Here is a 25272-nt window from a genome sequence, read left to right on the forward strand (position 1 = left end):
ACTGATGATTTACATACCCTATGGATCCCAATAGCAGAGCGATGGTAAACACTTACTTTAAGCGAAAAGACAATAATAAAATCCTTTTACCACTAACAAAGCTGCGATTAGAAAGACGGCAGGTATCGAAATTTTAATCTAACCGTTCAGCCGCCTTCTGTAAACAGCTAAACATGGTATGAAATTATCACTTTTAGGCTTTAAGATTATAAAATGAGGCTAAAGTCAATTAAATGGCGTAATAGCCCCATTTTTAGGATGATTTTTAGAGGAAAAAGAAACAAAAACGGCAAAACATCGATAATGTTACTTTCACCGTTTTATGATTAAATTTTGTCATGATGAGCGAGAAAGTAGCGCTGAACCATTTTGCTTCGCTGATTTCACCCACAATCTTGAACCATTCAACGCAATGCCTAGTAAGATTAAGTACTCTAAAGACATCGCATATACGCCTTGCTTATAGAATACAACAATACTAATCACGTTAATGATTACCCATAAAAGCCAGTTTTCAACATATTTGCGAGTCATTAGGACCATCGCTACCACAGATAAAACCGTCATAGTTGAATCCCAGAATGGAAACGCATCCGGTTCTAAGGCAGGTAACTGCAAGTTAGCGCCAAATAAATTTAATACGTCAACAGCCCATGTCGCCAATACCCCGAAAACCCTATCAATATTGTAAGTTAAGTAAGCGATTACTAACACAGAGACTAATAACGTTATCATTGCTTTCGGTAAACTCAGCCAACGAATTTTTAACTCCGTTTGCTGCTGATTATCAACACGGCTCCATGCGTACCAGCCATAGATATTCGCGATGAAGAAAAACACCTGTAACAGCAAGTTGGCGTAGAGTTGAATTTGAAAAAAGATCACCGCAAACAAGGTGACGTTGATTAACCCAAAAAAGTAATTGATGGTCTTTTCAAAACTGGCCAACAGAATGCATAATAACCCCGCAATCGTCCCTACCGCTTCGATATATGACAACTCATAAATACTACTCCACAACGGAATAGTGACTAAAATATTACTTGTGCTAAAGAAATCCATCCCAAAATCCTTATATTCATCATGTGTGACACTATAAATAGATTGCTCATCATCACGACACAGATAACAAAACGACTCCCTACCTATTTTAGACTCTCTGCAAAATCTAGCATTCTATTTAAGGGAAGCATTGCCTTTTCACGCAAAATATCACTCACATGAATTTGGTGCTGTTCACCATAGCTCTCTAACGCCTGTGTTATTGCCTTAAGTCCATTCATTCCCATCCAAGGGCAATGGGCGCATGTACGACAAGTCGCGCCTTCACCGGCGGTAGGTGCGATGTATAACGACTTATCTGGGCAAGCCTGCTGCATTTTATAAAAGATGCCTTTATCCGTCGCAACTATCATTGAAGGATTCGGTAACGTTTGTGCAGCTTTAATTAATTGACTGGTTGAACCAACGGCATCCGCAAGGTCAACCACGGCTTGAGGCGATTCAGGGTGAACTAATACAGCGGCTTCAGGATATAGCGCTTTCATTTTAGTTAAAGACTGAGTTTTAAACTCATCATGAACAATACAGGCCCCCTGCCAACATAAAATATCTGCTCCGGTTTGCTTTTGAACATAGCGACCAAGATGGCGGTCCGGCGCCCAAATAATTTTTTCGCCTAAACTATCAAGATGTTCGATCAATTCCACAGCAATACTGGATGTCACAACCCAGTCAGCTCGTGCTTTAACCGCTGCTGAAGTATTTGCATAGACTACGACCGTACGGTCTGGATGCTGATCACAAAAATGCGCAAATTCATCTTCGGGGCATCCGAGATCGAGAGAACATTCTGCGTCAAGTGTCGGCATTAATACCGTTTTCTCTGGGCTTAAGATTTTAGCCGTTTCCCCCATAAAACGCACACCGGCCACCAATAATGTGGAGGCAGAATGGCGGGCACCAAAACGAGCCATTTCTAAGGAATCAGCAACACAACCCCCCGTTTCTTCCGCTAATGCTTGAATATCGGGATCGGTATAGTAATGTGCAACAATAACCGCATTTTTTTCAATCAGTAAAGACTTGATGCGTTCACGATAAAACGCTTTCTCATCAGAGCTTAATCGTGTGGGTTTCGCTGGGAATGGGTAAACCGACTGATTAAAATCAATAAACTCGCTCATCTTCCGCCTCTGTTTAGCATAACGCAATTTTATTTCTAAAATTAGCGATAAAATAAGTAAAACAGCACCTTTTTGTTTTATATACTAAACAAGATACGCTAATTTATCGAGGAAGTCTCGTCGATTTTTCAGCCATTATTTTGTTAATTCAAACCAATAACTAAATAATAACATCTATAATTGTTATGTTTCTTAGCATTTCATTGACTTTACAGGTATCTTAACCGTTTTTATAAATTCGATGGGTTAGTTATGGAATCACCTGCATCTTTAATAAATAAAATTATTTCTGTTTCTTTAATCGATCCTAGAATTGAAGCGGTCATTTTAACGGGCTCTAGAGGAAGGGAACAACATATTGATCGCTATTCAGATATCGATATTGAATTAATCGGTTTAGGCGTAACAGACCTTTTTCATAACCCTAAATGGATTAATACGTTTGCTCAACCTTTGGTTGCATTGCATCTTATGAATGGCGGTGAAAATGAGCCTGAGTGGCCAACTTGTTTAGCGATTTATGAACAGGGCAGAAAGGTCGATTTTACATTCGCAGAACCCTCTCGACTGCAAAAAATGGCTCAACATGGGCTTGATAACACCTATGCACGCGGCTATACCGTGTTACTCGATAAAACGGGTATTACGGAAAAACTCCCTGAAAGTCAGCAAGCTCAACTTCCCCCCAAGCAACTTACCCAGAAGAAGTTTACATTTATCTGTAACGAGTTCTGGTATGAGGCACACCAAGTCGCTATCGCCCTGTCACGTGATGAACTCTGGAGTGCTTGGTCAAGAGATGTTGATATGAAAAAGGCCTTATTAACCATGGTTGAACTCCTCGCCTCTATCAAAAGTCATGGTCAGCAAGATGTGTGGTACCATGGAAAAGCTTATCAATCGTGGATGCCTGAACGGATACAACAGGCCACTCAAACCCTTTTTGACTATCGAACCTCACAGCAAGCGGCTCAATCTTTGCACCTATTGATGTCATGCTTCGATGAAGTCACAACCGAGATTGCTCAACACCTTAACTACCCTATCGATCATACATTGAGCCAACGGATGCAAACGCTAGTGATTGGTTTATTGCAGGATAATAGCCTACTCCCTGAAAATATTTGATTTAGACGCTTTCTATTAACCTCACCAACCACTTCACAATAAAAAACCGCCTTGCTACAGATAAATCAGCAAGGCAGTTCTGTTTTATCACAACTATTTTTTCAATTTAGCAAACTCATCTTTCGCTTTTTGTAGCTGTTTTTGAAACTCAGGATTAGAGTGCAGCGTTGCTACAGCCCCTGATGCAACAATACGTGCCGCATCAACATCACTTTGCCAATGGTAACCGCAAATCACACGGCTTTGACCGAGTTCATAACCGCGTTTTAAAATTTTGTCTTGGTTTTCAGGATTAATTTCTGATAGCACTAATGCTGAAGCCCAGCCAATTGATGTATGCCCTGAAGGGTAAGAACCATTTTTAGATAATTTATCTTGGTCTTTCGTGTTACAGGTTTCAACGCCATAGAATGCAAACGGGCGGATCCGCATGTATTTTTCTTTTGCAGAACGAGTCGCTAAATCCCCCGCATCTTCAATCATATTGGTGAGTAATTTATGAATTTCTGGCGAGTCTTTCTCAGTAATAGGGTAACCAAACGCCTCTGAGAATGCATTTGCCACCCCTCCAGCAGCGAGATCAGCATCTGCCGCAGCTTGTTTACCTCGCTCAGTGTTACGCAATAAACGCCCTTTTTCATACATTGCCTGATCATTTAAAAACAGAATACTGCCAACTTCGGGTGGTGGTGGTAGCAATGCTAAGCTATCAATCGCTTGAGCATTTTTTAAATAGTAAAGATCCGGTTTAGTGGTTACATCATTTCCTGGCGGAATGGCCGCAAATACACTCGTTGAAACAAATGCCCCTGCACAGAAAACCGCTAATAATTTTTTCATCCGTTAGTCCTTGCCTATGATTACTTAAAATAAATAACTTATATTTTACAATATGATCAATTATTTATGCTTTATTTAGACTAGTCTAAATCTGTATTCAATACCTTGAGTGAGTTCTCAAAAAAGGAAGCGTCATACGTTCCAATCATCTGGTCGTTGCCACAAGCGCAACGCGGTCTCGCTTCGCTCGGCTCGAACCTAAACGCAGCGTCTCACCGGCACGTTTAGTGCAATCGGTAATTTCAACGTTTGCTGGATGACTTAGAGAAATAAGTGAGAGGATGGGTCGTGCAGGATGATTTGGCCTTTGGCCTCACCCTTCGGGTCGTTGCGACAAGCGCAACGCGGTCTCGCTTCGCTCGGCTCGAACCTAAACGCAGCGTCTCACCGGCACGTTATGTGCAATCGGTAATTTCAACGTTTGCTGGATGACTTAGAGAAATAAGTGAGATGGTGGGTCGTGCAGGATTCGAACCTGCGACCAATTGATTAAAAGTCAACTGCTCTACCGACTGAGCTAACGACCCATCTACTATATCTGATTTTGAACTTTAAGATGGTGGGTCGTGCAGGATTCGAACCTGCGACCAATTGATTAAAAGTCAACTGCTCTACCGACTGAGCTAACGACCCATCTACTATATCTGATTTTGAATTTTAAAATGGTGGGTCGTGCAGGATTCGAACCTGCGACCAATTGATTAAAAGTCAACTGCTCTACCGACTGAGCTAACGACCCATTTTAAAATACTTTTATCAACACAATTTATTCTTGTGTCAACGGCGGCTTATATTACTGATTTCTGACGATGGTGCAATGATTTTTTTGAAAAAAACGATTGAATGCACACTTATCATACGGTTAACCCCGAAATATTCGGTAACCACTTCTTCGGGGTTAATCATTATAACGAGCTGAGTTTCTTCTCCGCGAGCTTCGCTCCAGAGCTATTTGGATACTGCTTCAATACCTGCTGGTATACCGCTCGCGCTTTATCCTTTTGCCCTTTGTCTTGCATAATCAAACCGACTTTATACAAGGCTTCACTGCTTTTTTGAGATTTAGGGTATTCTTTGACAACAGTGGCAAAATAGAATGCCGCGTCATCTTTGCTACCTTTATTGTAATTAAGTTGCCCTAACCAATAGTTAGCATTCGATTGATAATTCGATTTAGGATAATTTTTCACAAAGCTTTGTAGTGCACCGATAGCTTCATCGATTTGCGCTTTAGATTTGCTGTTCATCGCCAGTGTAACCGCAGCATTATAATCTTCTTTTTCACCGCCGCCCGATGCTGCTGGTGTAGGGGGGGTCGAAGAGGAAGAATTCGTTGCTGCTGAGTCTGGCGATGCTGCCGCTCCACCACTAACCTGATCTAGTTGCATATACAAATCTTTTTGACGCTCAACAATTTGATTCAGTTTATATTCACTTTCCTGAATTTGCCCACGCAACATATCAATATCGCGTTGGTTGTCAGCAATCTGTTGCTGGATTTGATATAAGATCTGGCCTTGAGAGTTAACTGCTGTCTCAAGCTGAGTGAGGCGGTCACCGGATGATCCGGATCCGACATTAATGATTGGCGCTTGGGCAATAGCGGCCCAAGGGGCCGCTACACCAACCAATAACGACAGACCTACAAATAAATGTCTGAAGTTACTGTTCATAAGAGATAATTCGCTTATTAATTAGTATGCAATTACTGCACGACGGTTTTTAGCGTAATCAGCTTCTGTGTGACCTAACACTGCTGGTTTTTCTTTACCATAAGAAACCAGAGAAACTTGATCGCCTGCTACACCTTTGCTTTGCAGATACATTTTAACTGCATTAGCACGACGCTCGCCCAGTGCGATGTTGTACTCAGGAGTACCGCGCTCATCCGCGTGACCTTCAACAACAACTTTAACAGATGGGTTGTTGCGCAGGAATGCAGCGTGAGCGTCTAACATATCAGCATATTCTGGAGATACGTTGTATTTATCGAAACCGAAGTAAACGATATTGTTATTTTGCAGCTCTTGCATTTGCTGACGTGCCAGCTCTTCCGCAGACAGACCTGAGTTAGTTTGGTTCATTGAAGAATCCGCACCATTTTGGTCATTGTTTTTGTTAGAGCTACAAGCTGCGACTGCCATGATTGGTAATGCGATCATCAGCCCTTTAAGCACTTTATTCAGTTGCATCGTTTTGATCCTTAATAGTTTGCCACACATTATTATTATGCATCACAGATACGGCGACCAAGCAGGGAATTTAACCTGTCCATCGGTAGCCGGAAGACGCGCTTTGAAACGCCCGTCGGTCGAAACTAGCTGCAATATAGTCCCCAAGCCTTGAGAGGAGCTATAAATAACCATAGTGCCGTTAGGTGCGATACTCGGCGTTTCATCTAGAAACGTTTTCGTTAAATATTCAACGTTACCCGTTGCCAGATCCTGTTTGGCGATATGCTGCTGACCGCCACCGGAACTGACCATTACAATGAAAGATCCATCCGGGCTAACATCAGCGTCCTGATTTTGTGTACCTTCCCAGGTCACACGTTCAGGGCTACCGCCATTAATATTAATTTTGTAAATTTGCGGGCGACCCGCTTGGTCTGAGGTATAGACCAACGTTTGACTATCTGGCATCCAAGTAGGTTCAGTGTTGTTACTACGACCATCAGTCACTTGACGAATTTGGCCGCTCGCTAAATCCATCACATAAAGATTTAAGCTACCTGTTTTTGATAGTGCAAATGCCAGTTTAGTGCCATCTGGAGAAAATGCCGGCGCACCATTATGACGAGGGAATGATGCCACCTGACGAACAGCTCCAGTAGACAGTGTCTGAATAACCAGAGCAGAACTGCCACTTTCAAATGTTACATACGCCAAACGCTCACCATCAGGTGACCATGCTGGCGACATTAACGGTTCTGGAGAACGATGAACTGTAAATTGGTTATAGCCATCATAATCAGAAACGCGTAATTCATATGGGTATTGACCGCCTTTATTTGTGACCACATAGGCGATACGAGTACGGAATGCACCACGGATACCTGTTAGCTTTTCAAAAACTTCATCGCTTGCGGTATGGGCTGCATAACGTAACCACTCTTTGGTCACTTTATACTGATTCTGAGATAAAACAGTGCCTGGGCTACCCGCAACATCAACGAGCTGATAGCTAACCACATAACTACCATCTGCCGCAGGTTGAATCTGACCTACAACAACAGCATTGATTCCAAGTGTTGTCCAAGCCTCTGGCGTAACTTCAGAAGCGGTACCCGGTTGTTGTGGCATACGGCTAGGGTCAATAGGATTAAACTTGCCGCTATTGCGCAAGTCAGCACCAATAATTTGTCCGATTTCTTGCGGAGGCGTACCTGAGCCAGACCATTTAAAAGGCACAACACCTATTGGCTGAGCACTGTTTACACCTTCCGTGATCTCAATACGGATTTCAGCCTGAGCCACTGTTGCCCATAGCATTAAGAACCCGAGAACTACTTTAAAAGCCTGCTTCATCCTTATCTCCCTTACTGTGGAATTCACCGCCACAATAATTCGCTGAATTTTAACAAAGGTATACTAACAAAACTAGATATTGTAAGAACTATTTATGCTATAGCAGACATAAATTCAATACAGACAGCTCCGACTTATCTTATTTTGGACTAAATATAACTGTACTTCCTTGTTTTTTAAATGCTTCATACACATCTGGCGATGGACGCGGTAACGTGGCAAGTTTTGCTGCTCTGATTGCCGCATCACACAGCGCTGGGTCATTAGAAGCATTACTTTTAGGAGTAATGTTTACTAATAAACCATCCGATGCAATTTGTAACTTAAGTTCACACGTCCGTCCACGGTAAGTGTCTGAATCATAAAACTTACTCTGAATCGCTGCTTTTACTTTACCTGCATAACTATCGACATCTGCATTTGATGCTCCTGAGCGTTTTCCACCACCTTGACCAGCGGAAGCAGCACCACCTTGCTTACTTGGACCTGAAGCAGTCAAATCGCCGAGTAAATCATCAACGGAAGCCGAATTTTTAGCGGCCTCTGCTTTCGCTTTAGCAGCTTTGGCTTTTGCTTCTTTTTCGGCTTTAGCTTTCGCTTCTTTTTCAGCTTTAGCTTTGGCTTCTTTATCTGCCTTAGCTTTCGCTTCCTTCTCTGCTTTTTCTTTGGCTTCTTTTTCTGCTTTCGCCTTAGCATCGGCAGCAGCCTTGGCTTTTACAGCTTCGGCCTCTTTTTTCGCTTCAGCTTCCGCTTTTTCCTTCGCGGCAGCCTGCTCTTTAATCAAACGTTCTTTTTCAGCTTTTGCTTTTGCAGCCGCTTCTTCAGCAATTTTTTGCTCTTCCTTCGCTTTTTTCGCTGCTTCTGCCGCTTGCTTTTGTTGCTGCTCAGCTTGTTTTTGTCGTTCTTGAGCTTCACGCTCGCTCTGAATACGTTCTTGTTCAAGCTGTTGCAGGCGCTTTTGTTCCTGCTCTTGCTTTTCCCTTAACTCAGCTTCTTGTTTCTGTTCTTTCTCTTTGCGCTCTTTAGCGGCCTGTTTGGCGCTGTTTTCTTGTTGCTGCATTTGATTATATTGTTGGACAACTGCGCCTGGGTCGACCATTACAGCATCGATAACAGTCCCCTCTTCTCCGCCACCGCCAAGTTTGACGACGGAGACTAAGGAACCAATTATAATTAGGCCAATCAGTAGCACGTGCAGTGCTACTGATGTCAACAAAGAGCGCCTAAAATTATCTTTTTTCTCTTTTGTCTTTCCCACAATTGGTATCCAAAAAAAGAATCGTTACTCACTCAAACTACATGGGTTGAGTCATTAAGCCGACGGATTTGATGCCTGCCTGATGCAAAATATTTAATGCCTTAATCACTTCATCATAAGGAACTTCTTTTGCACCACCGATGAGGAAAATCGCCTTTGGATTTTTCTCTAATTGAGCTTTCGCCTCTGCGGCAATCTGTTCTGGTGGCAGCAAATCTAATCGCTCACCATCAATTAACATATTATATTGCCCAACGCCCGCCACCTCTAAAATAATCGGTGGATTATCACTTGATGATACAGTTTGGGTATCTGTGGCATCCGGCAGATCAACTTCCACACTTTGAGAGATAATCGGTGCTGTCGCCATAAAAATTAGCAGTAACACCAACAATACATCCAATAATGGAACAATATTGATTTCGGATTTCAGCTCACGTCTGCGACTATTGCGCGCCATTCGCTTATCCCCTCGTATTATTTCTTGTCAGCAGAGAATGCTTGGCGATGTAAGATAGCCAGAAACTCTTCCATAAAGTTATCGTAGCTCTGCTCTAGCTTGTTCACACGCAGGTTCAAACGGTTATACGCCATAACAGCAGGGATCGCGGCAAACAGACCAATTGCAGTAGCAATCAACGCTTCTGCAATTCCCGGTGCCACCATCTGTAGCGTCGCTTGTTTCACCGCACCTAACGCGATAAAAGCATGCATAATTCCCCAAACAGTACCAAACAACCCAATATAAGGGCTGATAGAACCAACGGTACCCAAAAATGGAATATGCGCTTCAACAGATTCAAGTTCACGGTTCATCGAAATACGCATAGCACGAGACGCACCCGTAACCACCGCATCGGGCGCGTGAATATTAGCTTGGTGTAAACGCACAAATTCCTTGAAGCCCGCATGGAAAATTTGCTCTGCCCCACTTAGCGAATCACGGCGTGCCTGACTTTCTTTATATAAACGCGATAACTCAATACCTGACCAAAATTTATCTTCAAACGCTTCAGCCTCTCGAGTGGCCGCATTTAAAATTTTTGTTCTCTGTATAATGATGGCCCAAGAAGCGATAGAAAAACCAATCAAAACGAACATAATGATCTGAACCAATAGGCTCGCTTTTAGGAATAAATCCAGGATATTCATGTCAGTCACTGTTTAAACTCCGCGACAATAGACTTAGGAAGCGCTGTCGGCTTCATTTTTGATATGTCCACACAAGCAATCAGGGCTGTCGCCCCACAAAGCAGGTTACCTTGTGAATCAATTAACCTTTGTTGAAAGGTTAAAGAGGCACGCTTCATTTCCACGATTTGTGTCTCAATTTCCAATAAATCATCCAGCCGAGCTGCTCTCACAAAATCAGTTGTCATACTCCGAACAACAAATCCAATGTTCTCGGCTAGTAAACTTTGTTGATTGATACCTTTATCCCGTAGCATCTCGGTTCTAGCTCGTTCAAAGAAAGCAAGATAACGTGCATGGTAAACCACACCGCCCGCATCTGTATCTTCATAATAGACGCGAACAGGCCAACGAAATAACATAACAACCACTCCATCCTAGGTTAAATTAATTAACCGTGCCACTATACTCAAGACGGTGTCGCTTTGGAATGACCTAGGGGTAAAGTTATCAAAAAAAAATTATGGATCCGCAGACCCATAATTGACAATTAGATTAGCTGAGGACTTTAACCAAGCCCCAGATAAGGATGATGACAGCAGGTAATGGATGGAAAACTGTTCGCCAAATCAATTTGTTAGGTCTAAAACCAACCCCAAAGATCATCGCGCTACACGTTGCCCAAATAAGTAATAACCCTTGCCAAATTAGGAATGAACTGGTTTTTGCAGCGAACTGGGTCGGATCCCACATAACGCTTCCCGCAATCACCAAAGCTAATAAAAGGATAAGGAACCTTATCGGCCCCTTATCCAATAGCTGATAGCATTTATCCACCAGCATTATTTATTACTCGCCATCTTTAGCTGCGGCTTTGTCTTCCGCATGCTCTAACGCTAGAGCTGCAATCACTGCAAAACTACAAGCTAACAGCGTGCCGAGGATCCAGGCAAAATACCACATATGTTATGCTCCTTAATACAGTGAATGCTTGTTGCCTTCGATAAAGTTTTTGTCCAAACGGCCAAACATTTTGTAGTAACACCACGCTGTGTAAGCCAATACGATTGGAACAAAGATAATAGCAACAACTGTCATAACTTGCAGAGTAAACAGGCTAGATGTTGCATCCCACATAGTCAAACTTGCGTTTGGCATAATGCTTGAAGGCATAATGAATGGGAACATAGCAACACCGCAAGTTAAAATGATACATGCGATAGTCAGTGATGAACTCACAAACGCAAGCGCATTTTTGTCTGCTTTACTAAACAGCATCGTTAACAGTGGTAAAACCACACCCAGCGCAGGCAGAGCCCACAATACAGGGTAGTTGTTAAAATTAGTCAACCAAGCGCCAGATGCAACCTCAACTGTTTTATTCAGTGGGTTTGATACGCTTAATGTATCGATAGTTGACGTCACCACATAACCATCAATGCTCATCACTAACCAAGCACCTGCACCCGCAAATGCGATTAGGGTCAGTAATGCAGTGACATAAGTTGCTTTACGAACGCGTAGGTGTAGTTCACCCGTTGTACGCATTTGCAAATAAGTTGCACCTTGAGTCATAATCATCATTAAGCTAACAACACCCGCTAACAAGCCATATGGGTTTAGCAGACCAAACAGGTTACCTGTATAAGTCAGGTACTGTTGGTTATCGATTTGGAATGGAACACCTAACAGTAGGTTACCAAACGCAACCCCGATAACCAGTGGTGGAACGAAACCACCGATAAACAGACCCCAGTCCCACATGTTACGCCATTTTGGATTTTCCAGCTTAGAACGGTAGTCAAAACCGACTGGGCGGAAGAACAGCGCAGCTAGCACTAAAATCATAGCGACATAGAAACCAGAGAATGCAGCAGCATAAACTTGTGGCCATGCCGCGAACATCGCACCACCGGCAGTGATTAACCAAACTTGGTTACCATCCCAGTGCGGTGCAACCGCATTAATCATGATACGGCGATCAGTATCTGTTTTACCTAAAATTGGTAATAAGAAGCCGACGCCCATGTCAAAGCCATCCGTGACAGCGAAGCCAATCAGCAGAACGCCGATTAGAATCCACCACACAAATCGAAGAACTTCATAATCAAACATAAGTGGACTCCTGTTTACTGAACGTCTTGTGCAGAGCTGTTTTTCTGTTCAAAGTGATAGCGGCCAGTTTTCAGGCTGCTTGGCCCTTTACGAGCGAATTTGAACATTAGGAACAATTCAGCAATTAAGAACAGTGTATACAGACCACAGATCAGAGCTAGAGAGAAAATCAGATCATGGGTTGTCAAGTTTGAGTGTGCAACGGATACAGGAAGAACCTCACCGATAGCCCAAGGCTGACGACCATATTCTGCAACAAACCAACCTGATTCAATCGCAATCCATGGTAATGGGATACCGAACAATGCGGTACGCAGCAGCCATTTGTTTTGGCCGATACGGTTGCGAACAACAGAAAGGAAGGAGAGACCGATGATAATCAGTAGTAAGAAACCGACACCAACCATGATACGGAATGCCCAGAACAATGGACCGACATTTGGAATACTATCTTTAACCGCTTTTTGGATCTGTGCTTCAGTTGCATCAACAATGTTTGGTGCATATTGTTTCAGCAGAAGACCATAACCTAAATCTTTCTTATTTGCTTCAAAAGACTTACGTAATTCAGGATCTTTATTGCCCGCTAACAGCTCTTGCAGTTCACCGTATGCGATCATACCGTTACGGATACGAACTTCATGCTGCTTCATCAGATCTTTCAGACCTAAGACAGGCGTGTCGAGTGAGCGTGTTGTGATAAGCCCCATCACCCATGGAATTTCAATCGCAAATTTGTTTTCCATTTTTTCGGTGTCAGGCCAAGCAATTAGGTTAAACGCCGCAGGTGGTGCATGCGTTTCCCACTCAGCTTCTACCGCAGCCAGTTTGGTTTTCTGTACGTCACCCATTTCGTAACCTGATTCATCACCAAGAACGATAACAGACAACACAGCCGCAATACCAAAGCTTGCAGCAATCGCAAATGAACGTTTAGCAAATGCAAGGTCACGACCTTTAAGCATGTAGTAAGAACTAATGCCCAATACAAACATCGCACCAGTACAGTAACCAGCAGCAACGGTGTGAACGAATTTAACTTGTGCAACTGGGTTTAAGACTAGCTCAGAGAAGCTAACCATTTCCATACGCATAGTTTCAAAGTTAAAGTCTGCTGCTATTGGGTTTTGCATCCAGCCGTTCGCAACAAGAATCCACAGTGCAGAGAAGTTAGAACCTAAAGCGACTAACCAAGTAACTGCAAGGTGCTGGGTCTTGCTCAAACGATCCCAACCAAAGAAGAATAAACCAACAAAGGTCGATTCAAGGAAGAATGCCATCAAACCTTCGATTGCAAGAGGTGCACCGAAGATATCTCCAACATAGTGGGCATAGTAAGACCAGTTAGTACCGAATTGGAACTCCATAGTCAAACCAGTGGCAACACCTAGAGCAAAGTTAATACCAAATAACTTGCCCCAGAACTTAGTCATATCTTTATAAATTTGCTTACCAGACAGCACATATACCGTTTCCATAATCGCAAGCAAAAACGCCATACCGAGCGTTAATGGCACGAATAGGAAGTGATACATCGCAGTTAAGGCAAACTGTAATCTTGACAGTTCGACAATATCAAACATCTTGACTCCTTGCTCCTAGCAGGAAGACACCGACTTGCGGCAACCCAGCTTCCAATAAAATTAAAGAAAGCCTCTTAACTACCAGCAAAAAATGCCTCAAAACAACAAATAATTAACAAAATTCAAAACTCTAACGACACTATAATAATAGTACGCTTATCTTCACATACAATAAACTTCTTTTGCGTGATTCAGATTTGAATTCTGAATATATATCAATAATTATACCCTATAATAGAAAAACGAGTATTTGATCGAGAACCAATTTAAGCAATTTAGAAAAATAATGCCAGCACTAATGAATTGATTTACGTCAATTTTTTAAGCATTGTTAATTGATTATCCTTATCATCAATTAATGGTTAGTTAAATGTTAATTGAGTGTTATTGAGAATAGTACAAATATTCTTATTTTTCTAAAAGACTACCTAAAAAAATTAACTTTTGATTTGAAACTTCATAAAAAGATAATTTAATTTATAATTTTAGCCTATTTTGTTTTTATTATGACTTTTATTAATTACTAAATAAATTCTGATGACTTGCTATTTCTGATTAATTAATTCTGACCGACACCGTTATTATTAACGAAACACAATTCATCAGCATTATATCTGTTGATTGACAAAAAATAGCTTATTTAGCCTACCAAAATGACGAAATAACCAGCAGTTTATCCTTGATTGACTATCTATTTATTCAAGTAATCACAAGAATACTGCCATCAACGACGTGAGATACTCTTCAACGCCAAAGTATCCACAAGCGCATTCAGTCAGCATTGTAGCCTGTCAATTTACGCCCCCCTTGTTAGGACATTGCACGTAGCTTGCTTCGCTCCTAGCGCTATAGCAAGCATCAGCGGCTTCTTTTTAGCATACTGTTGATTCTGAATGATTGTTTGTGAAATAACTCGCTATTGAATAACGGTTTTATCATTTAAAGGAGAAACCTTCGATCGCCCAAATACCGCCAAACGTGCCACCGTACGGCAGAATACGGCTAGGCTTGCACTCCCTCCCCCACATCACCCAGTAAAACGGTTATCATGAGTGGTAGACATGCGTTCATCGTGTAGAAAGGGATACATACCGCCGTTGGCCGGCTTTACTCGCAAAACCCCTGATTTCACAATCAAAAAATATTCGAGTATTTAGGCGTTGCTCTCAATCATGACGCTTTTTTAAAGCCTATAGGCTAGAAATTTCTCTCGACCATACAAAGCGCGGATACACAAAAAATTGACCAATGGATGGATAACAGTCGCGCGTTTGATGCCAGGATGGATAGCGATAGATAGGTAAGTACGTACTCGAAGATGTTGTCAGCAACTCAACTTATGATTCAGCCACCTGATCTGAGTTCTGAGAATACACACTGACCACAGAGCCAATTGCGCTTGAACAGGAGTTGCAATTTCATCTTTTTAAATAAAAAGCCCGCGATTCGAATTTGAATGCGGGCTTAATTGGGTTTAATCGTCAGTTCAAACGACTAAACTTATTTTGCTAGCAGTGATTTTACTGCATCGCCGATATCCGCTAAGCTACGAACCGTTTTAACACCGGCCGTTTCTAATGCAGCGAATTTCTCATCAGCAGTACCTTTACCGCCCGCGATAATTGCACCTGCGTGACCCATACGCTTGCCTTTAGGTGCAGTTACACCGGCAATATAACCAACAACAGGTTTGGTTACATGGTCTTTAATGTAAGCAGCCGCTTCTTCTTCAGCATTACCACCAATTTCACCGATCATCACGATCGCTTCAGTTTGTGGATCTTCTTGGAACATTTTCAGGATATCAATGAAGTTTGAACCCGGAATAGGGTCACCACCGATACCAACACATGTTGATTGACCAAGACCAGCATCTGTCGTCTGTTTAACCGCTTCATAAGTCAGTGTACCTGAACGAGAAACGATACCCACTTTACCTGGCATATGAATGTGACCGGGTTGAATACCGATCTTACATTCACCCGGAGTGATAACACCTGGGCAGTTTGGACCGATCATACGAACGCCAGCTTCATCTAATTTTACTTTAACAGTCAGCATGTCCAGAGTTGGAATACCTTCGGTAATCGTAATAATCAGTTTGATGCCCGCATCAATAGCTTCAAGGATCGAATCTTTACAGAAAGGAGCCGGAACATAGATCACAGAGGCGGTAGCACCTGTTGCTTCTACAGCTTCACGAACGGTGTTAAATACAGGCAGACCTAGGTGAGTTGTACCACCTTTACCTGGCGTTACACCGCCGACCATTTTTGTACCATAAGCAATAGCTTGCTCAGAGTGGAATGTACCTTGACCGCCAGTGAAACCTTGGCAAATTACTTTGGTGTTTTTATCAATTAAAATAGACATTATTTAGCCTCCGCCGCTGCTACTGCTTTCTTAGCTGCATCTGTCAGGCTATTTGCTGCGATGATATTCAAGCCGCTATCTGCCAGTTTTTTCGCACCTAACTCTGCATTGTTACCTTCTAAACGAACCACTACTGGTACATTTACGCCAACTTCTTCTACTGCACCAATGATGCCGTCTGCAATCAGGTCACAGCGAACGATACCACCAAAAATGTTAACGAAAACAGCTTTCACGCTCTTATCTGAAAGGATAATTTTAAACGCTTCAGTTACGCGTTCTTTCGTTGCGCCGCCGCCAACGTCAAGGAAGTTAGCTGGTGCACCACCGTGCAGTTTAACGATGTCCATCGTCCCCATAGCAAGACCTGCACCGTTAACCATACAACCGATGTTGCCATCTAGCGCAACGTAGTTCAGCTCCCACTGAGCTGCTTGTGCTTCACGCGCATCTTCTTGAGATGGGTCATGCATTTCGCGCATTTCTGCTTGACGATATAGCGCGTTGCTATCAACACCTAATTTACCATCTAAACAAACAAGGTCACCCTCGGTATTAATCACTAATGGGTTAACTTCGATGAGTGCAAGGTCACGTTCTAGGAACATCGTTGCTAGACCCATGAAAATTTTAGCGAATTGGCTAACTTGTTTACCCGTTAGGCCTAATTTGAACGCTAACTCACGGCCTTGGAAAGGCATAGGACCCGTTAATGGATCGATAACAGCTTTATGGATAAGCTCTGGCGTTTCTTCAGCAACTTTCTCAATCTCAACACCACCTTCCGTTGATGCCATAAACACAACACGACGTGTGCCACGGTCAACTACCGCACCTAGGTACAGTTCTTTAGCAATGTCAGTCGCGTTTTCAACCAAAATTTGGTTAACTGGCTGACCATTTGCATCTGTTTGGTAAGTGACAAGGTTTTTACCTAACCATTTATCAGCGAACTCTTTGATATCATTGATATCATTTGTCACTTTTACGCCACCAGCTTTACCACGTCCACCCGCGTGAACTTGGCATTTAACAACCCATGGGCCGTTTCCGATTTTTTTTGCTGCTTCTACAGCTTCAGTTGCTGATGTACAGGCATAACCCGTTGGTGCTGGCAAACCATAGCGTGTAAAAAGCTGTTTTGCCTGATACTCGTGTAAATTCATGATGTTCTATCCATAATTGAGTCTGAAGAGGCGTTTATTCGCCTCCTGCAATTGTTACTGATTTAGCAACCGGCGAACCGGTTGCATCGGTTACTTCAGACCGGGCAGGTCATACCCTGCCCTGTTATGTTGCTATACGTCCAGCAGTAAACGAGTTGGATCTTCCAGCATATCTTTGATGGCGACTAAGAAGCCAACTGACTCGCTACCATCAATCAGACGGTGGTCATAAGATAGTGCAAGGTACATCATTGGAAGAATTTCAACCTTACCGTTAACCGCCATAGGGCGATCTTTAATAGCATGCATGCCTAAGATTGCACTTTGTGGTGGGTTAATGATAGGAGTAGACATTAGAGAACCGAATACGCCACCGTTGGTAATTGTGAAATTACCCCCCGTCAGATCATCAACAGTCAGCTTACCGTCACGACCTTTGACTGCCAGTTCTTTAATTTTCTTCTCAATATCAGCCATGCTCATTGCATCAACATCACGCAATACTGGGGTGACCAGACCACGTGGCGTTGAAACAGCAATACTGATATCGAAATAGTTATGGTAAACAACGTCTGTACCATCAATAGAAGCATTCACTTCAGGATAACGTTTGAGTGCTTCAACCGCAGCTTTAACATAGAAAGACATAAAGCCTAAACGTACACCGTGACGTTTTTCGAATGCTTCACCATATTGCTTACGCAGATCTTTAATTGGCTGCATGTTAACTTCGTTAAACGTCGTTAACATCGCGGTGTTATTTTTCGCTTCCAATAAACGCTCAGCAATACGCTTACGTAAACGCGTCATAGGAACACGTTTTTCGCTACGATGAGCCAGAGGTGCTTGTGGTGCAGCTGGCGCTTCAGCTTTAGCCGCCGGAGCTGATTTATTCGCTGCTAAGTGTTTCTCAACGTCTTCACGTGTCAAACGACCACCAACACCCGTGCCTTTAATGTCAGCAGGATTGAGATCATGCTCAGCCACTAAACGACGGATCGCTGGAGAAAGTGCATCATTGCTCTCTTCTTCCAAGCTCGCTGTTTGACGTTGTGCAGGTGCAGCTTCTTGAGTGGATTTCACTTCAACAGGCATCCCCGTGCTGTCACCTAAGCGAATACGACCTAACAGCTGTTTAGACAGTACAGTTGCGCCTTCATCTTCAACGATAGCTTCTAATACACCCGCTTCACTTGCAGGAACTTCTAATACAACTTTATCCGTTTCGATTTCAACCAGCACTTCGTCACGTTCAACGCTATCACCTGGTTTTTTATGCCATGTGGCAACCGTAGCATCGGCAACGGATTCAGGAAGATCTGGAACAAGAATTTCTACACTACTCATTTTCTATCCTTTAATTATTCAATGTTCAACGCGTCATTAACCAGAGCTTGTTGCTGCTCTAAGTGAACGGACGTATAACCAACTGCTGGAGATGAAGAAGCAGCACGACCTGCATAACGTAAAGTAGCCCCTGCTGGGATAGCTTCACGGAAGTTGTGTTGGCTGCAATACCAAGCGCCTTGGTTCAATGGCTCTTCTTGACACCAAACAAAATCTTTAACGTGCGCATATTGCGCCAGCGCTTGTTGGATATCTTCGTGAGGGAACGGATACAGCTGTTCAATACGGATAATCGCAACATCTGTTTGTTCGTTCTTACGACGCTGTTCTAACAGATCGTAATAAACTTTACCGGAACACAGAATGACGCGTTTCACGTTTTTCGGATTGATTTCATCTATTTCACCGATAACTGGCAAGAATTTACCATTCGCCAATTCTTCCATACTCGATACCGCTAATGGGTGACGTAGTAAGGATTTCGGTGACATTACAATCAGAGGACGGCGCATACCACGTAGAGCCTGACGGCGCAGCATGTGGTAAACTTGAGCAGGTGTTGATGGTACACACACTTGCATATTTTGGTCTGCACACAGTTGCAGATAACGTTCTAAACGTGCAGATGAGTGCTCAGGACCTTGACCTTCATAGCCATGTGGTAACAGCATAACTAGACCACACATACGACCCCATTTCTGCTCACCAGAGCTAATAAATTGGTCGATAACCACTTGAGCACAGTTTGCGAAGTCACCAAATTGCGCTTCCCAAATTGTCAGAGCACGTGGTTCTGTGGTTGCATAGCCATATTCAAATGCCAACACTGCGTTTTCAGTCAGAACAGAGTCCCAAACATTAAATACGCCTTGGCCATTATGGATATTTTGCAGTGGCACATAGACCGAACCGTTCGTTTGGTTATGTACAACAGCGTGACGGTGGAAGAATGTCCCACGGCCTGAGTCTTCACCAGACAGACGAACAGGGATACCTTCATCAACTAAGGTTGCATAAGCTAATGTTTCAGCAGCACCCCAATCCAACAGTTTTTTACCTTGCGCCATTTCCGCGCGGTCTGCATAGATTTTTTCTACACGAGACTGGGTAACCACTTCAGCTGGAATAGTACTGGTTTTAACTGCAAGCTCTTGTAAACGTTTTAAATCAAATGTGGATTTATACTCTTCATTCCATTCATGGTTCAGGTACGGTTCCCATGTATAAGAGTGCAGACCCATTTCACGCCATTCTTCAACGACACAATCACCTCTATCCAATGCATCGCGATATAAGTTAACCATTTCAGTCACTTCATCAGCAGTCACAACACCGCTTTCGATTAAGCGATCCGCATAGATTTTACGTGGTGTCGGATGTTTTTTGATTTTTTGATACATAATTGGCTGAGTTGCATTTGGCTCATCAGCTTCGTTATGACCATGACGACGATAACAAACGAGGTCAATCATCACATCACGTTTAAAGGTATTGCGGAAATCCAGAGCCAGACGAGTGACAAAAGCAACCGCTTCAGGGTCATCTGCATTGACATGGAAAATAGGTGCTTGAACCATCTTCACGATATCGGTGCAATACTCTGTTGAACGGGTATCTTTCGGGTTTGACGTGGTGAAACCAATTTGGTTATTGATTACGATACGCATTGTACCGCCAACTTCATAACCACGTGCCTGAGACATGTTCAGCGTTTCTTGAACAACACCTTGACCTGTTACCGCCGAGTCACCATGAATAGTGATTGGCAGAACCATATTACTACGCCCTTCATCAAGGCGGTCGCGACGAGCACGAACAGAACCAATAACAACTGGGCTAACAATCTCAAGGTGAGATGGGTTAAAGGCCAGCGCTAAGTGGACACGTGAGCCCGCGGTTTCAAAGTCAGAAGAAAAACCTTGGTGATATTTCACGTCACCAGCACTTGAATGGTCTTTATGTTTGCCAGCAAACTCATCAAATAGTTCTGCTGGTTTTTTACCTAAGATATTAATTAATACGTTAAGACGACCACGGTGAGCCATACCTAATACGACTTCACGTGTATCTTGTTTACCCGCATGGTGAATCAAATCTTTCAGCATTGGGATCAGTGAATCACCACCTTCCAATGAGAAACGTTTTGCACCTGGGAATTTTGCGCCTAAATAGCGCTCTAGCCCTTCTGCTGCTGTTAGCTCAGCCAAGAAGCGACGTTTTTCTTCTTTAGAGAATTGCTCAGCGACATTCACTGATTCAAGGCGTTGCTGAATCCAACGTTTTTCCTCAGTATTAGTGATATGCATATATTCCGCACCGATAGAACCGCAATAAATGCGTTTCAGCGCGTCATACAAATCGCTCAGTTTCATGGTCTCTTTGCCAATTGCAAAAGAACCCACATTGAATGTTTCGTCAAAATCTTCTTTCGTTAGATTATGGAATGCTGGATCTAAATCTGGAACAGATTCACGTTTCCATAGACCTAATGGATCAAGATTTGCGTTTTGATGTCCGCGGAAGCGGAATGCGTTAATCAGCTGCAAAACTTTCACTTGTTTTGCATCGATTGCAGGATCGCTAACAGAGGTATGATAACGAGTCGAGTCTTTTGCTAAGCGACGGAAATAATCGCGTGCTTGTGAGTGGAATTGCTCAGCGTTGGTGCCTGCTCCAGGCAGTTGCTGGAAGATTTCTCTCCAGCCAGCATCAACAGAATTGGGGTCAGTTAGATAATCTTCATAGAGCTGTTCTATGTAAGTCTGGTTCGCGCCTGCCAGAAAGCTCGAATCCAGCCAGTCCTTCATTACGCCGTTCTGCATTGTGATCCCTTAAGCTTTGATAGCTTTAGTTTTCGCCGTGGTTAACTAATTGCCGCGTTTAGGCGGCCTCGATAAAGGTTCTTCTGGACGTGCTTTATGCATGTTCTCACTTTGGGTTTCCCTTTATCACTCCGGGCTCCCCTTCTAAGGAACCTTTAAAAACTGTCTGCAGTTTTTAAAGGCCCCTCGAGTCAGCTCGCGTCTTCATCATTTGCAGTTTGGCTTATTACTTTCACTTTTTTGCTTTTACTTTGTTACTATTCAACAGCCTGCGGCACTTAAGTGCCGCAGGTAATCACCGGTTTTATGCACTATGTTTTAGTAACATAGATTTAATATGACCGATAGCTTTCGTTGGATTTAGTCCTTTAGGGCATACATTGACACAATTCATGATGCTATGACAGCGGAAAACACTAAAAGCGTCGTTCAGATCATCTAATCGAGCATCTGTTTCAGTATCTCTACTATCAATTAAGAATCTGTATGCGGCTAAAAGACCTGCCGGACCAATAAATTTGTCAGGATTCCACCAGAAAGATGGGCAAGACGTTGAGCAACATGCACACAGAATACACTCATATAACCCATCGAGTTTTTCACGTTGTGCCGGCGACTGTAAATTCTCACGCGCTGGTGGATTCTTATTATCATTAATCAGATAAGGACGAATTTTTTCGTATTGAGTATAGAACTGGCTCATGTCAATAATCAGGTCACGAATCACGGGTAGACCTGGTAATGGACGAATAACAATTTTCTTCCCACCACGAATTAAAGCAGACAGTGGTGTGATACAAGCCAAGCCATTTTTACCATTCATGTTCAGACCGTCAGAGCCACATACCCCCTCACGGCAAGAACGACGGAATGATAAAGTGGGATCTTTTTCTTTCAGTTGGATCAACGCATCTAGCAACATCATGTCACGCCCTTCAGGAACCTCGAGCGTGTAATCCTGCATACGTGGTGCGTTATCTACATCCGGATTATAGCGATAAATCGAAAATTCAAGTTTCATAGTTCATTTCTCCGCAACTGGATTAACACCACGCATTAATAGGTACGTACTTTCGGCGGGAAGGCTTCACGCAACTTAGGTTGCATGTTGACTTCTCGGCGGGTCATCGTTTCAGATTGCGGTAAATACAATGAGTGACATAGCCAGTTAGCATCGTCACGATCTGGGTAGTCGAAACGGCTATGTGCACCGCGGCTTTCTGTACGGAAATTCGCTGCCTGCGCTGTTGCATAAGCCGTTTCCATCAAGTTATCCAGCTCTAAACATTCAATACGCTGTGTATTAAACTCGGTAGAGGTGTCGTCAAGACGAGCATTTTGCAGACGTTCACGAATCACTTTCAGCTCTTCCAAACCTTTCGCCATTGCATCACCTTCACGGAATACCGAGAAGTTGTGTTGCATGCAGGTTTGCAGTGCTTTACGGATTTCAACAGGATCTTCACCTGTACGCGCATTTTCCCAACGGTTAAAGCGAGTCATGGCAGCATCAATATCCGATTCAGATGCATCACGCATTGAACCTTGCTCCATCAGAGACTCTTTCAAGTGGAGACCCGCTGAACGACCAAATACCACTAAGTCAAGCAGTGAGTTACCACCGAGGCGGTTTGCACCATGTACAGATACACAAGCAATTTCACCCACAGCAAATAGACCTGGAATAACCTCGTCTTCGCCTTTTTCGTTATAACGAATTGCTTGACCTGTTACTTTAGTTGGGATCCCCCCCATCATGTAGTGACATGTTGGAATAACTGGGATTGGCTCTTTAATTGGGTCAACGTGAGCAAAGGTACGAGATAATTCAAGGATACCCGGTAGACGTGATTCCAGAACTTCTTTACCTAAGTGATCTAATTTCAGCTTAGCATGCGGGCCCCATGGACCATCACAACCACGGCCTTCACGGATCTCAATCATAATTGAACGAGCAACAACGTCACGACCAGCAAGGTCTTTCGCGTTAGGCGCATAACGTTCCATGAAACGTTCGCCATCTTTGTTCAATAGATATCCACCTTCACCACGGCAACCTTCCGTTACAAGTACACCTGCACCAGCAATACCTGTAGGATGGAACTGCCACATTTCCATATCTTGTAATGGAACACCAGCACGGGCAGCCATACCAACACCATCACCTGTATTGATGTGCGCGTTAGTGGTTGATTGATAAATACGACCTGCTCCACCTGTCGCTAAAATAGTCGCTTTAGCTTTGAAGTAAACCAGTTCGCCTGTTTCCATACAAATTGCAGTACAACCAACGACATCACCATCCTGATTTTTAACTAAATCAAGGGCATACCATTCAGAGAAAATGGTTGTGTGATTTTTTAGGTTTTGTTGATACAAGGTATGTAACAGTGCGTGGCCAGTACGGTCAGCAGCGGCGGCAGTACGCGCTGCCTGTTCACCACCAAAGTTCTTCGATTGGCCACCAAATGGACGCTGATAGATTCGCCCATCATCAAGACGAGAGAATGGCAGCCCCATATGTTCTAATTCGAGGATCGCCTCTGGACCCGTTTTACACATATACTCGATTGCGTCTTGGTCACCGATATAGTCAGACCCTTTAACAGTATCGTACATGTGCCACTCCCAGTTATCTGGATGAGTGTTACCTAGTGCAACTGTGATCCCACCTTGCGCTGACACCGTATGAGAACGGGTTGGGAAAACTTTTGACAACAAAGCACAAGATAGGCCAAGTTGTGAAATTTGTAGTGCAGCACGCATACCAGCGCCACCAGCACCAATAACAATAGCGTCAAATTCTCTTATTGGCAGATTCATTTATGCACCCCACACCACAATTGTTCCGTAAATTAAGTAAGCCAGCAGAGCAACAACAATCACAAGTTGCAGCACTAAACGTAATGCTAGTGGCTTAACATAGTCAGTCAGTACTTGCCATAAACCAATCCAGGCATGTACTAAAATCGAGAACAATGTGAGGACTGTGAATACTTTTGTCACAGAAGAGGCAAAGAAACCACGCCATGTTTCATAGGTGATGTCATTAATGGCAATAAAGCCAACGAGATACAACACGTAGAGTACGATAACAATCGCAGAACCACGGATTAACAGCCAGTCCTGAATACCAGTACGGCCTAAAGCTGAAGCATTACTTACCATACTAATATCCCCGCCAGAATTGCCAGAATGACCGTAATAACAAACGTAATTTTTGCAGATGAATTGCCTGCAACAAGCGTTTCATCAATACAGCCGAAATCCATTAACATGTGACGAATACCCCCACAAATGTGGTACGCCAATGCCGTTAGAATTCCCCAAAGAATGAACTTAGCAAAAAAGCCAGTCATTATTTCGGATGCATATTGAAAACCTTCTGGAGAGGAGAGAGATGTCCCTAACAACCAAAGCAGAATACCTACTGCGATGAAAGTGATGACGCCAGAGACACGGTGCAAGATCGAAGAGATCGCAGTGATCGGGAAGTGTATCGTCTGCAGATCAAGGTTGACAGGTCTTTGTTTTTTCACAATTTTGCCCACACAGCTCTTTATTATTTTCCTTCCTCCGGACCTGGGGCGGAAACTGACAGCGACAGGGGTACAAAATGCAACTTAAGCTAAACGCTAATCCATCATGTTCAAATAGAGTTGCATACTGATTACGCTGGAACTCCTACATCAGGGTAATCCGGAGACCTGCCGTCAGTATAAAGTCTTCACATTGCTATTACAATTCCCACACAAAATGTTTGGTGACATTTAGCCCGAACAGTGAGAGGGATCAC

The 25272-nt window shown here is 43.2% G+C and carries 23 protein-coding genes, 3 tRNA genes and 1 other RNA gene; 1 reads left to right on the forward strand and 26 read right to left on the reverse strand.

All coding sequences use genetic code 11. The features are described 5' to 3' along the window. Positions 1-336 precede the first annotated feature (336 nt). A complete protein-coding gene (pnuC, locus tag ACWPW6_RS13985; protein WP_249999213.1) occupies positions 337-1062 on the reverse strand; it encodes a nicotinamide riboside transporter PnuC in 726 nt (241 codons plus the stop codon). Between the two features lie 83 nt (positions 1063-1145). Beyond that, positions 1146-2186 carry a quinolinate synthase NadA gene (gene nadA, locus ACWPW6_RS13990; RefSeq protein ID WP_196714039.1) on the reverse strand — a complete coding sequence of 347 codons (1041 nt, stop codon included), beginning with the start codon at positions 2184-2186 and terminating at the stop codon, positions 1146-1148. 252 nt (positions 2187-2438) lie between these two features. Here nadA and ACWPW6_RS13995 point away from each other — a divergent pair, with 252 nt between their 5' ends. Continuing rightward, positions 2439-3314, forward strand: coding sequence for an aminoglycoside 6-adenylyltransferase (locus ACWPW6_RS13995; protein ID WP_249999215.1), 876 nt, complete (start codon positions 2439-2441; stop codon positions 3312-3314). 93 nt (positions 3315-3407) lie between these two features. On the opposite strand, the gene phoC is transcribed toward ACWPW6_RS13995, so the two are convergent. The 24 genes from phoC to sdhC all read right to left on the reverse strand — a co-directional run bounded on the left by phoC (position 3408) and on the right by sdhC (position 25027). Continuing rightward, on the reverse strand, positions 3408-4154 hold the full coding sequence (gene phoC, locus ACWPW6_RS14000; protein WP_154624690.1) for an acid phosphatase PhoC: 747 nt from the start codon (positions 4152-4154) through the stop codon (positions 3408-3410). A 279-nt stretch (positions 4155-4433) separates the two neighbouring features. Further along, positions 4434-4562, reverse strand: a non-coding RNA gene (locus ACWPW6_RS14005) — RtT sRNA. A 43-nt stretch (positions 4563-4605) separates the two neighbouring features. After that, a tRNA-Lys gene (locus ACWPW6_RS14010) sits at positions 4606-4681 on the reverse strand. Between the two features lie 30 nt (positions 4682-4711). Continuing rightward, positions 4712-4787 (reverse strand) — tRNA-Lys (locus ACWPW6_RS14015). A gap of 30 nt (positions 4788-4817) precedes the next feature. Continuing rightward, a tRNA-Lys gene (locus ACWPW6_RS14020) sits at positions 4818-4893 on the reverse strand. 166 nt (positions 4894-5059) lie between these two features. Continuing rightward, on the reverse strand, positions 5060-5827 hold the full coding sequence (gene cpoB / locus ACWPW6_RS14025) for a cell division protein CpoB (RefSeq protein WP_249999217.1): 768 nt from the start codon (positions 5825-5827) through the stop codon (positions 5060-5062). A gap of 21 nt (positions 5828-5848) precedes the next feature. Beyond that, the gene (gene pal, locus ACWPW6_RS14030) at positions 5849-6346 is read right to left on the reverse strand and encodes a peptidoglycan-associated lipoprotein Pal (RefSeq protein ID WP_014657760.1); all 498 of its coding nucleotides are present in this window, start codon (positions 6344-6346) and stop codon (positions 5849-5851) included. Between the two features lie 42 nt (positions 6347-6388). Further along, entirely contained in the window at positions 6389-7681 is a 1293-nt protein-coding gene (tolB, locus tag ACWPW6_RS14035; protein ID WP_154624837.1) for a Tol-Pal system beta propeller repeat protein TolB, read from the reverse strand. Between the two features lie 139 nt (positions 7682-7820). Beyond that, the gene (tolA, locus tag ACWPW6_RS14040; protein WP_163862758.1) at positions 7821-8939 is read right to left on the reverse strand and encodes a cell envelope integrity protein TolA; all 1119 of its coding nucleotides are present in this window, start codon (positions 8937-8939) and stop codon (positions 7821-7823) included. A 37-nt stretch (positions 8940-8976) separates the two neighbouring features. Next, positions 8977-9399 carry a colicin uptake protein TolR gene (gene tolR / locus ACWPW6_RS14045; RefSeq protein ID WP_154624836.1) on the reverse strand — a complete coding sequence of 141 codons (423 nt, stop codon included), beginning with the start codon at positions 9397-9399 and terminating at the stop codon, positions 8977-8979. Positions 9400-9416: 17 nt separating this feature from the next. Then, positions 9417-10100 (reverse strand): Tol-Pal system protein TolQ, encoded by a 684-nt coding sequence (tolQ, locus tag ACWPW6_RS14050; protein ID WP_163862761.1) that lies wholly within the window; start codon positions 10098-10100, stop codon positions 9417-9419. Further along, complete coding sequence (gene ybgC, locus ACWPW6_RS14055; RefSeq protein ID WP_154624834.1) at positions 10097-10492, reverse strand: tol-pal system-associated acyl-CoA thioesterase; 396 nt, start codon at positions 10490-10492, stop codon at positions 10097-10099. The genes tolQ and ybgC overlap by 4 nt, the downstream gene beginning before the upstream one ends. A 133-nt stretch (positions 10493-10625) precedes the next feature. Further along, positions 10626-10913, reverse strand: a complete 288-nt coding sequence (gene ybgE / locus ACWPW6_RS14060) for a cyd operon protein YbgE (protein WP_154624833.1) — start codon at positions 10911-10913, stop codon at positions 10626-10628. Positions 10914-10919: 6 nt separating this feature from the next. Further along, positions 10920-11033 carry a cytochrome bd-I oxidase subunit CydX gene (gene cydX / locus ACWPW6_RS14065; protein WP_008912071.1) on the reverse strand — a complete coding sequence of 38 codons (114 nt, stop codon included), beginning with the start codon at positions 11031-11033 and terminating at the stop codon, positions 10920-10922. 12 nt (positions 11034-11045) lie between these two features. Next, a complete protein-coding gene (gene cydB / locus ACWPW6_RS14070) occupies positions 11046-12185 on the reverse strand; it encodes a cytochrome d ubiquinol oxidase subunit II (RefSeq protein WP_454209881.1) in 1140 nt (379 codons plus the stop codon). A gap of 14 nt (positions 12186-12199) precedes the next feature. Continuing rightward, a complete protein-coding gene (cydA, locus tag ACWPW6_RS14075; RefSeq protein WP_154624831.1) occupies positions 12200-13768 on the reverse strand; it encodes a cytochrome ubiquinol oxidase subunit I in 1569 nt (522 codons plus the stop codon). A gap of 1500 nt (positions 13769-15268) precedes the next feature. Continuing rightward, on the reverse strand, positions 15269-16141 hold the full coding sequence (gene sucD, locus ACWPW6_RS14080; RefSeq protein ID WP_249999218.1) for a succinate--CoA ligase subunit alpha: 873 nt from the start codon (positions 16139-16141) through the stop codon (positions 15269-15271). Then, entirely contained in the window at positions 16141-17307 is a 1167-nt protein-coding gene (gene sucC / locus ACWPW6_RS14085) for an ADP-forming succinate--CoA ligase subunit beta (RefSeq protein ID WP_154621928.1), read from the reverse strand. The genes sucD and sucC overlap by 1 nt, the downstream gene beginning before the upstream one ends. A gap of 132 nt (positions 17308-17439) precedes the next feature. Next, the gene (gene odhB, locus ACWPW6_RS14090; protein WP_154621927.1) at positions 17440-18654 is read right to left on the reverse strand and encodes a 2-oxoglutarate dehydrogenase complex dihydrolipoyllysine-residue succinyltransferase; all 1215 of its coding nucleotides are present in this window, start codon (positions 18652-18654) and stop codon (positions 17440-17442) included. A 14-nt stretch (positions 18655-18668) separates the two neighbouring features. Further along, complete coding sequence (sucA, locus tag ACWPW6_RS14095) at positions 18669-21476, reverse strand: 2-oxoglutarate dehydrogenase E1 component (RefSeq protein ID WP_154621926.1); 2808 nt, start codon at positions 21474-21476, stop codon at positions 18669-18671. A 304-nt stretch (positions 21477-21780) separates the two neighbouring features. After that, entirely contained in the window at positions 21781-22497 is a 717-nt protein-coding gene (locus ACWPW6_RS14100; protein ID WP_154621925.1) for a succinate dehydrogenase iron-sulfur subunit, read from the reverse strand. A 35-nt stretch (positions 22498-22532) separates the two neighbouring features. After that, entirely contained in the window at positions 22533-24299 is a 1767-nt protein-coding gene (sdhA, locus tag ACWPW6_RS14105) for a succinate dehydrogenase flavoprotein subunit (RefSeq protein WP_154621924.1), read from the reverse strand. Further along, entirely contained in the window at positions 24300-24644 is a 345-nt protein-coding gene (gene sdhD, locus ACWPW6_RS14110; RefSeq protein WP_154621923.1) for a succinate dehydrogenase membrane anchor subunit, read from the reverse strand. After that, complete coding sequence (sdhC, locus tag ACWPW6_RS14115) at positions 24638-25027, reverse strand: succinate dehydrogenase cytochrome b556 subunit (protein ID WP_163862765.1); 390 nt, start codon at positions 25025-25027, stop codon at positions 24638-24640. Before sdhC ends, sdhD begins: the two co-directional genes overlap by 7 nt. Positions 25028-25272 lie beyond the last annotated feature (245 nt).

The sequence above is a fragment of the Providencia sp. Marseille-Q8014 genome (genome assembly GCF_965112055.1).